The sequence below is a fragment of the Mesorhizobium salmacidum (SeqCode) genome, assembly GCF_037179605.1.
Classification (GTDB): domain Bacteria; phylum Pseudomonadota; class Alphaproteobacteria; order Rhizobiales; family Rhizobiaceae; genus Mesorhizobium; species Mesorhizobium salmacidum.
This window is the reverse complement of the sequence record NZ_JAPYKS010000045.1, coordinates 1-14834: the sequence shown is the minus strand read 5'-3', so window position 1 is coordinate 14834 and position 14834 is coordinate 1. Positions and strand designations below refer to the sequence as shown.

The window sequence follows — 14834 nt, the reverse complement described above, 5'->3', positions numbered from 1 at the left end:
AATAACAGGGTGTCCCAGGAAAAGTCTGTCGCGGCCTTGCGTTCGAACTGCGCAGAAACAACAGTCAGAACGGATCGGCGATTCTATCAATCGCCGGCCGCTCTAATCCTGTTTCAACCGCCTGCACAGCTCGTCCAGCTGTTCCAGGCTCCGGTACGCAACCCGCAGCACGCCACCCTTGCCCTTGTGATCGACCGTGACGATCATGCCGGTCGTATCGGTCAGCAGCTTTTCCAGGGCCAGCGTGTCGGCGTCCTTTTCGGTGGCTGGCGCGGCTGACTTGGTGCCGTTGGAACTGGTGCCGGCCGGCATCTGCGCCAGCGCCTCGGCCTGGCGCACGGAAAGGCCCTCCTCGACAATGCGCTTGGCAAGGCCGGCCGGATCCTCCGCCGTGACCAGCGTGCGGGCATGCCCGGCCGACAGCGCGCCGTCGACCAGCATGTCGCGGATCACGTCGGGCAGCTTCAACAATCTCAAAGTGTTGGCGACATGGCTGCGGCTCTTCCCGATCACCTGGCCGAGATCGGCCTGGGTGTAGCCATGGTCGTCGATGAGTTGCTGGTAACCCTGAGCCTCTTCGACCGGATTGAGGTCGGCGCGCTGGACGTTCTCGATGATCGCCAGTTCCAGCGCCGTGCGGTCGTTGACTTCGCGGATGATGACCGGGATCTCGGTCAGCCCGGCACGCTGCGCCGCGCGCCAGCGCCGCTCGCCGGCGATGAGCTCGTAGCGGCCTGCCTGCGTCGGTGACGGCCGCGCCACGACCGGCTGCACCACGCCATGCTCGCGGATCGACTGGGCGAGGTCGGTCAGTTCGGCATCGCCAAAATGCCGGCGCGGATTTCTCGGGTTTGGGCTGAGAAACTCGATTGGCACCTTGCCGTCGGCGCTCATGCCGGGCTTTTCCGGTGCGGCCGGACGATCGATCTCGCCGATCAGTGCCGCCAGTCCGCGTCCCAGTCTTTTCCTCGAGAGATCTTCGCTCATCTTTATTCCACGTCTATTTCAGATCGTTTCGGTATCGAATCGGCTGTTGATTATGCGGCCGCTCTAATCAAGCGGCGCGCAATTTACGCTCGCGGCGGATCACTTCGGAGGCCAGTTGCAGATAGGCCTGGCTGCCGGAGCATTTCAGGTCATAGAGGATCGCCGGCTTGCCATAGGACGGCGCCTCCGACACCCGCACATTGCGCGGAATGATAGTCTCGTAGACCTTGTCGCCCATATGCTCGCGCACATCCTGCACCACCTGGTTGGCGAGGTTGTTGCGGCCGTCATACATGGTCAGCACGATGCCCTGGATGGTGAGATCCGGATTGATCGAGCGACGCACCTGCTCGACCGTTTCGAGCAGCTGGCTGAGACCTTCCAGCGCGAAGAACTCGCATTGCAGCGGCACGAGAACGGAATCGGCTGCCGCCATTGAATTCAAAGTCAAAAGATTGAGCGAGGGCGGGCAATCGATCAGCACGTAGCCGAAGGGCGCTCCGCGCTCGGTCGCCGCGCGCAGTGCATTGCGCAGTTTGAGCACCCGGTCCGGCGCCGAAGCGATCTCCATCTCGATGCCGAGCAGGTCGAGCGTCGAGGGCACGATCGACAGGCCGGGCACCGCGGTCGGAATGGCGGCGGCTTCCAGCTCCAGTTCGCCGGTCAGCACATCATAGGAGGAGACCGTCCGGTCCTTGCGGTCGATGCCGAGGCCGGTGCTGGCATTGCCTTGCGGGTCGAGGTCGACGATCAGCACTTTTTCGCCGATTGCCGCCAGCGCGGTGGCCAGGTTGATGGCGGTGGTGGTCTTGCCGACACCGCCCTTCTGGTTGGCTACTGTGATGATTCGAGGGCCGTTCTTCATCATGGGTTTATGCCAGAAATTCATCTTTGGGTCGCCGAATAATCAGACCGGTCTCGGTTCAGACAGGTCGCACATTGGACAATTCGAGGATGACGCCGCTGGCGTCGGTCACGCTTGGATGTTCTACCAGATCGAAAGTCCACCGGTTAACGCTTTCTTGCACTTCGGCGCGGTAATCCCGGCCTTTGTGGAACAGCGCGCGCCCCCCCGAGGTCAGCCATGGCGCGGACAGGTCCAGCAGGACCGAAAGCGGGGCCAGCGCCCGCGCCGTGACGATTTGCGGCTTCGAAACAAGCACATGGCTGTCCTCGATGCGGCGCGCCACGACCCGCGCCGGCAAGCCGAACTGACCGATGACGGTCTGCAGGAACGAGGCCTTCTTGCGGTTGCTTTCGACCAGATCGATGCTGGCCCCCGGGCGCTCGGCGAGCAGAAAGGCCATGACAAGCCCGGGAAATCCGCCGCCGGAACCAATATCGACCCAATGCGTGGCTTCGGACTCTATCCGTGCAAGCTGCGCACTGTCCAGGATGTGGCGTTGCCAGACATCACCGGAGGTCGATTGCGCGACGAGATTGATGCTGCGGTTCCATTTCTGGAACATCTCTTCGAACGCCACCAGGCGATCGAATGTTTCACGTGAAACCGGACCGGCGGCCTCCTGCAGGCTGTCGCGGGAGAAAGACCTCACGCAACGTCCCTCTGCTCGGCTTTTTGCGCGGTTTCCCCCCTCTGCGCGGTTTCCCAATGACGGACATGCGCGACAATGATCGCCAGCGCCGCGGGCGTCATGCCTTCCATACGCTGTGCCTCCGCAACGGAGTGCGGCCGCCGCGCCTGCATCTTCTGCTTCAATTCATTGGACAGGCCGGGCACACCGGCGAAATCAATGGCGTCCGGAATCAGCCGGCTCTCCTCATGCCGTATCTGCGCGACATCCGTGCTCTGGCGGTCAAGATAAACCGAATATTTCGCTTCCGTTTCGAGGCGCTCCGCAGTCCTGGCGTCGATGTCGCCAAATTTAGGCTCGACCCGGCTTAGCCAGGCAATATCGACACCGGGATAAGCCAGCAGTTCAAAGCCGGACCGGCGCACGCCGTCGCGATTGATCTCCAGGCCGTGCCGTGCCGCCTCGTTCGGCGTCATGGTCAGCGAAAGCGCCAACTGGCGCGCTTCGTCAAGCCGGCGCGTGACATTGCCATAGCGCTGCAGCCGCCGCGCCGAAGCGATCCCCAGCGTCTGCGCCAATGGCGTCAGCCGCTCATCGGCGTTGTCGGCGCGCAGCGACAGCCGGAACTCGGCCCGCGAGGTGAACATCCGGTAGGGCTCGCTGATGCCGCGGCTGGTCAAATCGTCGACCATCACGCCGATATAGGCCTGGGTGCGGCTGAGCACGACCTGCTCGCCGCCCGCGGCGCGGCGCGCTGCGTTGAGGCCGGCGAGCAGGCCCTGCCCGGCGGCCTCTTCATAGCCGGTCGTACCGTTGATCTGCCCGGCGAGAAAAAGCCCGGCAACGCGCTTGGTCTCCAGCGTCTGATGCAGTTCGCGCGGATCGACATGATCATATTCGATGGCATAGCCCGGCTGCAGCATGACAGCACGCTCCAGCCCCGGAATGGTTTTCAGGATGTCGAGCTGAACATCTTCCGGCAGCGAGGTCGAAATGCCGTTGGGATAGACGGTGTGGTCGTCGAGCCCTTCCGGTTCGAGAAATATCTGGTGCCCGTCGCGGTCGCCGAACTTGACGATCTTGTCCTCGATCGAGGGGCAATAACGCGGCCCAACGCCTTCGATCGAGCCGGAATACATCGCCGAACGGCCAAGATTGGCGCGAATCACCTCATGCGTGGCCGTGGTCGTGCGCGTAATGCCGCAATCGATCTGCGGCGTCACGATGCGGTCGGTCATCAGCGAGAACGGCACCGGGTTCTCGTCCGCCGCCTGGCTTTCCAGCGAAGCCCAGTCGATCGTTCGCCCGTCTAGGCGCGGCGGCGTGCCGGTCTTGAGCCGCCCGAGCCTGAAACCGGCGCGGTCCATTGTCGCCGACAATCCCATGCTGGCCTTCTCGTTCATGCGGCCGGCGACAATCTTCTTTTCGCCGATGTGAATGAGCCCGCGCAGGAAGGTTCCTGTGGTCAGCACCACCGCGCCGCAGGCAAGCCGGCGGCCGTCCGCCAGGAGAACCGCTTCTATCTTCCCATCGGAAATTTCAAAGTCGAGAACTTCGCCCTCGACAACCTCAAGATCGTTCTGCTGCCGAATCGCTTCCTGCATGGCAAGGCGATAGTGTTTTCTGTCGGCCTGTGTGCGCGGACCGCGCACCGCCGGACCCTTGCGGCGGTTAAGCAGACGAAACTGGATGCCGGCGGCGTCCGCCACGCGGCCCATCAGCCCGTCCATGGCGTCGATCTCGCGCACAAGATGCCCTTTGCCCAGCCCGCCGATGGCAGGGTTGCACGACATCACGCCGATCGTGTCGAAACGCAGCGTCACCAGCGCGGTGCTGGCGCCGGCGCGCGCCGCGGCACTGGCCGCCTCGCAACCCGCATGGCCGCCGCCCACCACAACCACATCATAGTGATCGGTCATCTTACATAAGTCCCGGACTCAAAAGAGATCAGCGACACATGTCCCCGCGAGACGGGACTGTCAAGAAAACTTCCGCGTGACGTTTCACGTGAAACAGGGAAACCCTGCTTCTGTCCGCGTTTCACGTGAATCACCGCCAAAGATGTTTCACGTGAGTCAATCGGAGCCCTGCCAGCGACCATGCGTGTTTCACGTGAGTCATTTCCCGATGCAGAACTGGGAAAAGATCACGTCGAGCAAGTCTTCGACGTCGACCGCGCCCACGATGCGCCCCAGGCGATCCGCTGCCAGGCGCAGCTCTTCGGCGCGTAGCTCCTGTGGCGTCCCGTCATCGGCGGCGCGATGTAGATGCCGGTTCGCCGCCCCGAGCAACTCGACATGACGCAGCCGCGACGGCAGCACATCGCCGGCACCGCCCGCCGCCTGTGTGGCGCGGTGCCCGATCTCCGCCAGCAATTCATCCACACCCGTCCCTTCCACCACCGATATGCCGAACTCGTATCGCCGGGCCGCATCGTCGGCCGCTCCCCCATCGAGCAGGTCGAGCTTGGTGCCGACGCGCAATGCCGGTATCGTAACAAGAAGCGGACCGGCGTCCCTGGGGTCCGCGGCGTCCTCGAGCAACAGCAAGAGATCGGCGCGGCCCGCCTTCGCTTTCGCCTTCTCGATGCCGATCGCCTCGATTTTGCCGGGCCCTTCCCGCAACCCCGCCGTGTCGATCAACCTGACACGCAGACCTTGGAGATCCAGCACGACCTCCAGCAGGTCGCGGGTGGTGCCGGGTTCATCCGTTACAATAGCCGCATCGCGGCGCGCCAAGGCGTTGAACAGGCTGGACTTGCCGGCATTGGGCGCGCCGAGGATGACGACCTCGAAGCCGTCGCGAATGACTTCGGCGGCGTGGAATCCGGCTATGTGATTGTCAATCTCTGATATCATCGACCGCACGTCGAACCAGACCGCATCCGAAACGGAACCCGGCACATCATCCTCATCGGCAAAGTCGATCTCGGCTTCGATCATCGCCCGCGCATGGATCAGGCGCCGACGCCAGCCGAGATAGAGCTCACTCTGCGCGCCCTCGGCATTCTGGACGGCGAAGCGCCGTTGCGCTTCGGTCTCGGCGTTGACGAGATCCGCCAGCGCCTCCGTCTCGACCAGGTCGACCTTCCCGTTGAGAAAGGCGCGGCGCGTGAATTCTCCGGGTTCGGCATGCCTGACGTCGTCAAATCCAGCGATTGTCTCCAACATTCTGGCCACCACGGCGCGGCCGCCATGAACATGGAACTCGGCGACGTCCTCGCCGGTGAAGCTGGCCGGCCCGGGGAAGAAGACGACCAGCCCGGTGTCGAGAACCGTTCCATCTGGAGCCCTGAGCTTGCGCAGCACCGCCGTGCGCTCCTTAATCATGCCGCCGGCAATCGTTTCGACAACGAATCGAGTCCGAGGGCCGGAGATACGCAGCACGGCGACCCCGGCCGGAAGCCGGCCGCTCGACAACGCCACGATCGAATCGCCTGAAATCATTTGCCCGCTCTACCGAGCCTAGCTATCGTGTCATCACCCATCCCGAGTGCCTCGAAGGTTGGCCATTGTGACATTGCCTGCGCAAAACCTGCTTGCCGACGAGGCCAGCCCCTATCTGCAGCAGCACAGCGGCAATCCCGTACATTGGCGGGGATGGTCACCGGCATCGCTGGAAGAGGCAAAGGCCCTGGACAGGCCTATCCTGCTCTCCATCGGCTACGCCGCCTGCCATTGGTGCCATGTCATGGCCCATGAAAGCTTCGAGAACGACGACGTCGCCGCCGTCATGAACCGTCTGTTCGTCAATATCAAGGTCGACCGCGAGGAGCGCCCCGACATCGACCAGATCTATATGGCCGCACTGTCCTCGATGGGCGAGCAAGGCGGCTGGCCGCTGACCATGTTCCTGACGCCGGATGGCAAACCGTTCTGGGGCGGCACCTATTTCCCGCGCGAGCCGCGCTATGGCCGTCCGGGGTTCATCCAGGTGATGGAAGCGGTCGACAAGGCCTGGCGCGAGAAGAGGGCGAGCCTGCACCAGAGCGCTGACGGCCTGACCTCCCATGTCGAGGCGCGGCTCTCCGCCACGCACTCCAAGGCGCTTCTCGATCGCGATGCGCTGTCCGACCTCGCCGGCCGCGTCAGTGGCATGATCGACCGCGATCGCGGCGGCCTCGCCGGCGCGCCGAAATTCCCGAACGCGCCGTTCATGCAAACGCTGTGGCTGTCGTGGCTGCGCGACGGCAATGCCGCGCATCGCGACGACGTGCTCATCGGCCTCGAACATATGTTGAGCGGCGGCATCTACGATCACATTGGCGGCGGCCTCAGCCGCTACTCGACGGACGCCGAATGGCTGGTGCCGCATTTCGAGAAGATGCTCTACGACAACGCCCAGCTCATCCGCTTCTGCAATTGGGCTCTTGCGGCGACCGGCAATGATTTGTTCCGGGTACGAATCGAAGACACGGTCGACTGGCTGCTGCGCGAAATGTGCGTCGATGTCGGCGCCTTTGCCGCCAGCCTCGACGCCGACAGCGACGGCGAGGAGGGCCTGTTCTACACCTGGAGCAGGGAAGAGATCGAATCTGTCCTTGGCGATGATTCAGCGTTGTTTTTCAACTACTTCACGCTTTCCAGCCCACCCGGCTGGGAGGGCAAGCCGGTTGTCCATCAAACCCTCTCCCAGCAAGCGCTTTGGGCGACCGGCCGCGAACAGCTGGTGCCGTTCAAGGCAAGGCTTCTCGCCGCCCGGGAAGAACGTGTCAGGCCTGGGCTGGATGCAAAGACCCTTACCGACTGGAACGGCCTGATGATCGCAGCACTCGCCGAGGCCGGCCGCTCGCTGGCACGGCCGGATTGGATCGAGGCCGCGGCAAAGGCGTTTGCCCATATCAGCGCCGCCAGCCGCGACAATCGCTTGCCGCATTCCATGCTTGGTATCAGGAAATTGTTTCCCGCTCTATCGAGCGACTATGCCGCCATGACCACCGCGGCGATCTCGCTGTTTGAAGCCACAGGCGATTGGAACTATGTCGATAAGGCCAGCCGGTTCCTCGAACAGCTCGACCATTGGCACGCCGACGCGCAGGGCACCGGCTACTATCTGACCGCCTCGGACAGCACCGATGTGCCGATCCGCATCAGGGGCGACGTCGACGAGGCCATTCCGTCAGCCACCAGCCAGATCATCGAGGCGCAGGTGCGGCTCGCCTCGGCCACCGGCAATCTCGATTTGCAGGAGAAGGCGTGGAAAACCGCCGAGCACGCCGCCGGCCGAGCCGCGCACCAGGCCTATGGCCAGGCGGGCATCGTCAATGCCTGCGCGCTTGCCATCGAACCGCTGAAACTGGTCGTCGTGGACGACCCGGAAGATCAAAAACTCGTTCCGGTCGTTAATCGAAACCCTGATCCCCGCCGCGTCGACATCGTCGTGCCGATCGGTACGGCGGCGAATCGACCCTTGCTGCCCGGCGGAATTCTGCCGCCGACCAACCGGCGCGGCGCCTGGCTGTGCACCGGCCAGGTCTGCCTGCCGGTGGTTGCGGATCCCGATGAGTTGGAAGGGCTGTTGCGCAGTTCGTCATCCTATAGCGCAGCAAGGAGCGACGCGACGCACCGCGGACCCTAGGACGTCACGGAATGGATCCTCGCCCCAGGATGACGAAGAGAAAGCCCGCCTCGCTTCGATTATGTATTCATCGAATCGAAGAAATCGCCGTTGGTCTTGGTCTGCTTCAGCTTGTCGATCAGGAACTCGATCGCGTCGGTGGTTCCCATCGGCGCCAGGATACGGCGCAGCACGAAGATCTTCTGCAGGTCCTGACGCGACACCAGCAGGTCTTCCTTGCGGGTGCCGGACTTGAGGATGTCGATGGCCGGATAGATGCGCTTGTCGGCCACCTTGCGGTCGAGCTGGATTTCGCAGTTACCGGTGCCCTTGAACTCTTCGAAGATGACTTCGTCCATCCGGCTGCCGGTGTCGATCAGCGCCGTGGCGATGATGGTGAGCGAGCCGCCTTCCTCGATGTTGCGGGCGGCGCCGAAGAAGCGCTTCGGGCGCTGCAGCGCGTTGGCGTCGACACCGCCGGTCAGCACCTTGCCGGAGGACGGCACGACGGTGTTGTAGGCTCGGCCGAGACGGGTGATGGAATCCAGCAGGATCACCACATCACGGCCGTGCTCGACCAGGCGCTTGGCCTTCTCGATGACCATTTCGGCGACCTGGACGTGGCGCACCGCCGGTTCGTCGAAGGTCGAGGAGACCACTTCGCCCTTCACCGAGCGCTGCATATCGGTCACTTCTTCCGGACGCTCGTCGATCAGAAGCACGATCAGATAGCATTCCGGATGATTGGCGGTGATCGAGTGCGCGATGTTCTGCAAAAGCACCGTCTTACCGGTACGCGGCTGTGCGTTGATCAGCGCGCGCTGGCCCTTGCCGATCGGCGCCACCAGGTCGATCACGCGAGGCGATATGTCCTTGCTGGGCGGATTGTCTACCTCCATCTTCAGCCGCGAGGTCGGATAGAGCGGCGTCAGATTGTCGAAGTGGATCTTGTGGCGGATCTTTTCGGGATCGTCGAAATTGATCGTGTTGACCTTGAGCAGCGCGAAATAGCGCTCGCCCTCCTTCGGGCTGCGGATCGGTCCTTCGACCGTATCGCCGGTCTTCAGCGAAAAGCGCCGGATCTGCGACGGCGAGATGTAGATGTCGTCGGGACCCGGCAAATAGTTGGCATTGGCGGAGCGCAGGAAGCCGAAGCCGTCCTGCAGCACCTCGACCACACCGTCACCGATGATTTCGATGTCCTGGGCGGCGAGCTTCTTCAGGATCGCGAACATCAGCTCCTGCTTGCGCATGACGCTGGCGTTCTCGACCTCGAGCGATTCGGCATAAGCGATCAGCTCTGGCGGCTTCTTGTTCTTGAACTCGGTGAGTTTCATTTCTTGCATTAGACGGACTCTGGGTAGGCTTTGGGGAAAAGATCGGCGGGATGCGACAAATGCCGGGCGCGGCCGAAAGCAATGACGGGCGGCGCATGACGGGAAGGAAGACCCGTCTTGTATCGTCGGTCGGCTGAAAGAGCAAGCCGCCTTTTGAGCGGGTCCGATGAAGCCTCAGAACGGCTTCACGACGACCAAGATCACGATTGCGATCATCAGCAATGTGGGGATCTCGTTGACGATCCGCCAGTGCCTTGCCGCTTTTTCGTTGCGGTCCTCGGCGAATTTGCGCACCGCGGCGGCCAGATAGCCATGAATGCCAGACAAGATCAGCACCAGGCCAATCTTGGCATGCAGCCAGCCGCCCTGGAACGCAAAGATTTTCCAGGCCAGCCACAGCCCGAACACCCAGGTGAGGATCATCGCCGGATTGATGATGCCGCGCAGCAGACGCCGCTCCATCACCTTGAACGTCTCGGATTGAACGGAGCCCTTCTCCGCGTCGGCGTGATAGACAAACAGGCGCGGCAGATAAAGCATGCCGGCCATCCAGGAGATGACGGCGAGGATATGGATCGCCTTTGCCCAGGGATAAAAGCTTTCCGGTGCGAAGAAAAACAAGACCGCGGTGAGAACGATCAGGACAGCGATGCCGATGACCATGCGCTTCATCGCCTGGCCGGTGCTATTGGTGTTGCTTCTGTCAGTCATCAGCGCGCCGCACTCCGCACCTGTTTCACCATCGCCTCGACATGCGCCACCGGCGTGTCGGGCGTGATGCCATGGCCGAGATTGAAGATCAGCGGCCCGTCCCCCAACGCCCGAAGTATCGCCCCGACCCCGTCGGCCAATGCCTGGCCGCCGGCGACGAGCCGCAACGGGTCGAGATTGCCCTGGACGGCTCCCTGCCGCTGCAATGCCTTCGCTGCCTCGAGCGGCACCGTCCAGTCGATGCCGAGCCCCGTCACACCGGTCCTCTCGCGATAACTCTGGTAGCGGGCTCCGGCGCCCTTGGGAAACCCGATGATCGGCACGTCGGGGTGGACGGCCCGAACTTGCCTGACGACCTCTGCGACCGGCTCGACGCAGAACTCTTCGAATGTAGCATCGTCGAGCACCCCCGACCAGGAATCGAAGATCTGCACGACATCCGCGCCGGCCTCGATCTGGCGGATCAGGTAGGAAGCCGAATGATCGGTGAGCACTTTCAGCAGCTGTCGAAACGCCGCCGGCTCGCGGTAGGCGAACAGCCGCGCCGGCGCCTGGTCCGGCGTACCGTGGCCGGCGATCATATAGGTCGCCACCGTCCAGGGCGCGCCGCAAAAGCCGATCAGCGTCGTCTCGTCGGGCAATTTCGCCCGCAGCCGGCGAAGCGTCTCGTAGACCGGTTCGAGATTCACGTGAAACATGTCGCTTCCCACCGCCGCGATCTCCGCCGCTGAAATCGGTGTCAGCAGCGGTCCGCGCCCTTCCTCGAAGCGCACGTCGCGGCCAAGCGCATGGGGAACGACAAGGATGTCTGAGAACACGATCGAAGCGTCGAAGCCGAAACGCTCGATCGGCTGCAGCGTCACTTCGACGGCAAGGTCGGGGTCGTAGCAGAGATCAAGGAACGAACCGGCACGCCTTCGCGTCTCACGATATTCCGGCAGATAGCGCCCGGCCTGGCGCATCATCCAGAGCGGAGGAGGAAACACCGTCTTGCCCTTCAGGACATCCAGCATGATCCGTCTTGCAGGCATCGAACGCTCGCCTCTCCCGGCTTCCTCTTAATCAAATATCTTATTTTTAAAGAGTCTTCTGATTCTAAGAGTCTGTTGGTTGTGGTGGTTGTCACCTGTCCCGCTTTGGCCGCCAAAACGCCAGCAAGCATATTGTCGCGCACCGCCGATCGCGGTTTGCAGGGTTCTGGGGACAATCAGGAATCTCGCAGGGGAGTCAATGCGCTGGATCGACCGCCCTCGAGACCTGCCCTGTGGACGAACGAAAGGCAAAGCGCTTCGTCCACGGACTTGTCCCCAGCCGTCCGGCGAAGCTGACAGCGCATCGAATTGTGGACAAACCGGCATCTGATACAGTCGCCTTTCGCCGGCATGCCTGCCCCTTAGATCTTATCCACATCCGCCCACAGCCCCAGGTGACCCCTGTGAACAAACCCCAAAGCTTCTTCCACCTGCATCTGATTTCCGACGCCACGGGGGAAACGCTGCTCGCCGCCGGCCGCGCCGCTTCGGCGCAGTACAAGGATGCGCGCGCCATCGAACACATCTACCCGCTCATCCGCACCGAAAAGCAGATAGCCAAGGTGTTCGAGGACATAGAGGAGGAGCCGGGCATCATCCTCTACACGGTGGTCGACCAGAAGCTGGCGCACGGCATCGACGAACGCTGCGCGGCCATGGGCCTGCCTTGCGTGTCGGTGCTGGAACCGGTGCTCACCGTTTTCCAGTCCTATCTCGGGACGCCGGCCGGCCGCCGCGTCGGCGCCCAGCATGTCCTCGACGCCGAATATTTCCGGCGCATCGATGCGCTCAACTTCACCATGGACCATGATGACGGCCAGCTGCCGGCAAACATGGATGACGCCGATGTCGTGCTGATCGGCATTTCGCGCACCTCGAAGACGCCGACTAGCATCTATCTCGCCAACCGCGGCATCAAGACCGCCAACATCCCTATCGTGCTCGGCGTGCCGGTGCCCGAAAGCCTGGTCAACGCCAGGACACCGCTGATCGTGGGATTGATCGCCACCGCCGAGCGCATATCGCATGTGCGCCAGAACCGCATCCTTGGCAATTCGAGCACCTACGTGCCGACCGACTATGTCGACCGCGCCGCCATCAACGAGGAGCTCGCCTATGCCCGCCAGATCTGCACCCGCCATGGCTGGCCGATGATCGACGTCAGCCGCCGCTCGATCGAGGAGACGGCGGCGGCGATCGTTGCCCTTAGGGGGAAGACGCGCTAGGGCAGACGAAAGAAGTGAGCATCCCGTCGCGCACCCCTCATCCGACCTCGCTTCGCGAGGCCACCTTCTCCCACAAGGGGAAGGAAGAACGCGGCGCCGTCGCACCCGCAAATACCGCCAGGTGGCGATTTGCAGCGGCGCCCGCGCAGGACTTCCCTTCTCTCCTTGTTTTGGGAGAAGGTGGCCGAGCGCAGCTCGGACGGATGAGGGATGCGCTACGGAACACCAACCCCGGTGAACCATCATGACAGAAAAAATCATCCTCGCTTCGGGCAGCCCGTTCCGCAAGGCGATGCTGGTCGATGCCGTCGTCGACATCGAGGCGGTTCCCGCGACGCTGGACGAGCGGGCGCTGGAAGCCCCTTTGCAGGACAGCGGCGCCTCGCCCGAGGACGTCGCCCTGGTGCTCGCCGAAGCCAAGGCCACCGAAGTCAGCGAGCGCCGACCCGGCGCGCTGGTGCTTGGCTGCGACCAGACGCTGTCCTTGGGCGACGAGGTGTTCCACAAGCCCGCCGACATGGAGGGCGCGCGCCGCCATCTCCTGGCGCTGTCGGGCAGGACCCATCAGCTCAACAGCGCCGCAGTGCTGGTGCGCGACGGCAAGGTGCTGTGGCGCCATGTCGGCATCGCCTCGATGACCATGCGCAAGCTCGACCCCGCCTTCATCGGCCGGCACCTCGCCCGGGTCGGCGCCAAGGCATTGTCGAGCGTCGGCGCGTATCAAATCGAAGGCGAAGGCGTCCAGCTGTTCGAAAAAATCGAGGGCGACCATTTTACCATTGTCGGCCTGCCACTGCTGCCGTTGCTGGCGGAGCTCCGTACCTTGGGAGCCATCGATGGCTGAGATAATGAAGAAAGCCTTCGTCATCGGCCATCCGATAAAACATTCGCGCTCGCCGATGATCCACGGCCACTGGCTGGCCAAGCACGGCATTGACGGCAGCTACCAGGCGATCGACGTGGCGCCGCGGGACTTCGCCGATTTCCTGGCGAGCATGCAGGCCAACGGCTATCGCGGCGGCAACGTCACCATCCCGCACAAGGAGGCGGCCTTTGCTGGTGTCACGCGCCGCGACCATGCGGCGGACGAGATCGGCGCCGTCAACACGCTGTGGCTCGAGGACGGCACTTTGTGGGGCGGCAATACCGACGGCCATGGCTTTGCCGCCAATCTCGACGATTACGCCGCGGGCTGGGCGGCCAATGGCCCGGCCGTGGTGCTGGGTGCCGGCGGCGCTTCCCGTGCCGTCATCCACGCGTTGAAGGAGCGCGGCGTCGGTGATATCCGCATCGTCAACCGCACGCTCGCCCGGGCGATTGAATTGCGCGACCGCTTTGGCGCCGGCGTCTCGGCGCACGAAATGGCCGCGACCGCCGAATTGCTGGGCGACGCCGGCCTGCTGGTCAACACCACCGCGTTGGGCATGCAGGGCAATGAGGGTTTGCCCGCCGACCCCACGCTGCTGCCCGACCATGCCGTGGTCAACGACATTGTCTACGTGCCGATCGAAACCCCGCTGCTCGCGGCCGCACGGACACGGGGGCTGAAGACGGTCGACGGGCTCGGCATGCTGCTCAACCAGGCGGTGCCAGGCTTCGAGCGCTGGTTCGGCGTCAGGCCGAAGGTTACGGCCGAGCTCCGCGCGCTCATCGTTGCCGATCTTGTGCCCAAGTCTCCGGCGTCGAAACCATGATCGTGCTCGGCCTCACCGGCTCAATCGGCATGGGCAAGTCGACGACGGCCAAGATGTTCGCCGAGGCCGGCGTGCCGGTGCATGATTCCGACGAGACGGTGCATCGCCTCTATGCCGGCAAGGCGGCCCCCCTGGTCGAGGCCGCCTTTCCCGGCACCACCGTTGGCGGAAGCGTCGACCGCGCAAAACTCGCCGCCCGTGTGCTCGGCGATGCGGCGGCCTTGAAAAAGCTCGAAGCCATCATCCATCCGCTGGTCCGCGCCGATGCCGATGCCTTCCTGGCCAGGCATCGTAACGCCGGCGAATCGATCGCGGTCCTGGACATCCCGCTGCTGTTCGAAACCGGCGGCCGTGGCCGGGTCGACAAGGTCGTCGTCGTCACCGCGCCGGCCGAAGTCCAGCGCCAGCGCGTGCTGGCGCGGCCCGGCATGACGGAAGAAAAACTGGCGTCGATCCTGGCCAAGCAGGTGCCGGATGCCGAAAAGCGCCGGCTGGCCGATTTCGTCATCGACACCGGTGAGGGGCTGGAGGCTGCGCGTGCCACGGTCGCGGCGATTATTGCCGAAATCAAGGGGGGTTCTGGCCGCTAGCTTTTTCCTTCTCCCCTTGTGGGAGAAGGTGGATCGGCGCGTAGCGCCGAGACGGTTGAGGGGTGGTGACGGAGTGCCGTCGGCGCCAAGCTGGAGCACCCCTTGTATCTGCACGGAGGAAACTTTGTGCGAGAAGAGCGACTGAGCCTCGAACCGGATGGCCATCC

General features: G+C 63.4%; 13 protein-coding genes. 5 read left to right on the top strand and 8 right to left on the bottom strand.

Features of this window, described 5'->3' with window-relative positions; translation table 11 throughout:
* Window positions 1-102: 102 nt before the first annotated feature.
* The 5 genes from O7A60_RS30225 to mnmE form a co-directional block, all read right to left on the bottom strand.
* On the bottom strand, window positions 103-987 hold the full coding sequence (locus tag O7A60_RS30225) for a ParB/RepB/Spo0J family partition protein (RefSeq protein ID WP_337109334.1): 885 nt from the start codon (window positions 985-987) through the stop codon (window positions 103-105).
* Window positions 988-1054: 67 nt separating this feature from the next.
* On the bottom strand, window positions 1055-1855 hold the full coding sequence (locus tag O7A60_RS30220) for a ParA family protein (RefSeq protein ID WP_031240355.1): 801 nt from the start codon (window positions 1853-1855) through the stop codon (window positions 1055-1057).
* 55 nt (window positions 1856-1910) lie between these two features.
* A complete protein-coding gene (gene rsmG / locus O7A60_RS30215) occupies window positions 1911-2543 on the bottom strand; it encodes a 16S rRNA (guanine(527)-N(7))-methyltransferase RsmG (RefSeq protein ID WP_337109348.1) in 633 nt (210 codons plus the stop codon).
* Window positions 2540-4441, bottom strand: a complete 1902-nt coding sequence (mnmG, locus tag O7A60_RS30210) for a tRNA uridine-5-carboxymethylaminomethyl(34) synthesis enzyme MnmG (protein WP_337109333.1) — start codon at window positions 4439-4441, stop codon at window positions 2540-2542. Before mnmG ends, rsmG begins: the two co-directional genes overlap by 4 nt.
* 198 nt (window positions 4442-4639) lie before the next feature.
* A complete protein-coding gene (gene mnmE, locus O7A60_RS30205; RefSeq protein ID WP_337109332.1) occupies window positions 4640-5968 on the bottom strand; it encodes a tRNA uridine-5-carboxymethylaminomethyl(34) synthesis GTPase MnmE in 1329 nt (442 codons plus the stop codon).
* A gap of 67 nt (window positions 5969-6035) precedes the next feature.
* On the opposite strand from mnmE, the gene O7A60_RS30200 reads away from it, so the two are divergent.
* Window positions 6036-8099: a thioredoxin domain-containing protein gene (locus O7A60_RS30200; protein WP_337109331.1), complete on the top strand. Its 2064-nt coding sequence runs from the start codon at window positions 6036-6038 to the stop codon at window positions 8097-8099.
* Between the two features lie 59 nt (window positions 8100-8158).
* Here the strand turns inward: O7A60_RS30200 and rho are convergent, their stop codons facing one another.
* The 3 genes from rho to hemE form a co-directional block, all read right to left on the bottom strand.
* Window positions 8159-9424, bottom strand: coding sequence for a transcription termination factor Rho (rho, locus tag O7A60_RS30195; protein WP_140507185.1), 1266 nt, complete (start codon window positions 9422-9424; stop codon window positions 8159-8161).
* A 165-nt stretch (window positions 9425-9589) separates the two neighbouring features.
* The gene (hemJ, locus tag O7A60_RS30190; RefSeq protein WP_337109330.1) at window positions 9590-10126 is read right to left on the bottom strand and encodes a protoporphyrinogen oxidase HemJ; all 537 of its coding nucleotides are present in this window, start codon (window positions 10124-10126) and stop codon (window positions 9590-9592) included.
* Window positions 10126-11157: a uroporphyrinogen decarboxylase gene (gene hemE / locus O7A60_RS30185; RefSeq protein ID WP_337109329.1), complete on the bottom strand. Its 1032-nt coding sequence runs from the start codon at window positions 11155-11157 to the stop codon at window positions 10126-10128. Before hemE ends, hemJ begins: the two co-directional genes overlap by 1 nt.
* A gap of 404 nt (window positions 11158-11561) precedes the next feature.
* Here hemE and O7A60_RS30180 point away from each other — a divergent pair, with 404 nt between their 5' ends.
* The 4 genes from O7A60_RS30180 to coaE all read left to right on the top strand — a co-directional run bounded on the left by O7A60_RS30180 (window position 11562) and on the right by coaE (window position 14667).
* Window positions 11562-12383: a pyruvate, water dikinase regulatory protein gene (locus tag O7A60_RS30180; RefSeq protein ID WP_140772377.1), complete on the top strand. Its 822-nt coding sequence runs from the start codon at window positions 11562-11564 to the stop codon at window positions 12381-12383.
* Window positions 12384-12627: 244 nt separating this feature from the next.
* On the top strand, window positions 12628-13227 hold the full coding sequence (locus O7A60_RS30175; protein WP_337109328.1) for a Maf-like protein: 600 nt from the start codon (window positions 12628-12630) through the stop codon (window positions 13225-13227).
* A complete protein-coding gene (locus tag O7A60_RS30170) occupies window positions 13220-14077 on the top strand; it encodes a shikimate dehydrogenase (RefSeq protein ID WP_337109327.1) in 858 nt (285 codons plus the stop codon). Before O7A60_RS30175 ends, O7A60_RS30170 begins: the two co-directional genes overlap by 8 nt.
* On the top strand, window positions 14074-14667 hold the full coding sequence (coaE, locus tag O7A60_RS30165) for a dephospho-CoA kinase (RefSeq protein WP_337109326.1): 594 nt from the start codon (window positions 14074-14076) through the stop codon (window positions 14665-14667). The genes O7A60_RS30170 and coaE overlap by 4 nt, the downstream gene beginning before the upstream one ends.
* The last annotated feature ends 167 nt before the right edge of the window (window positions 14668-14834 follow it).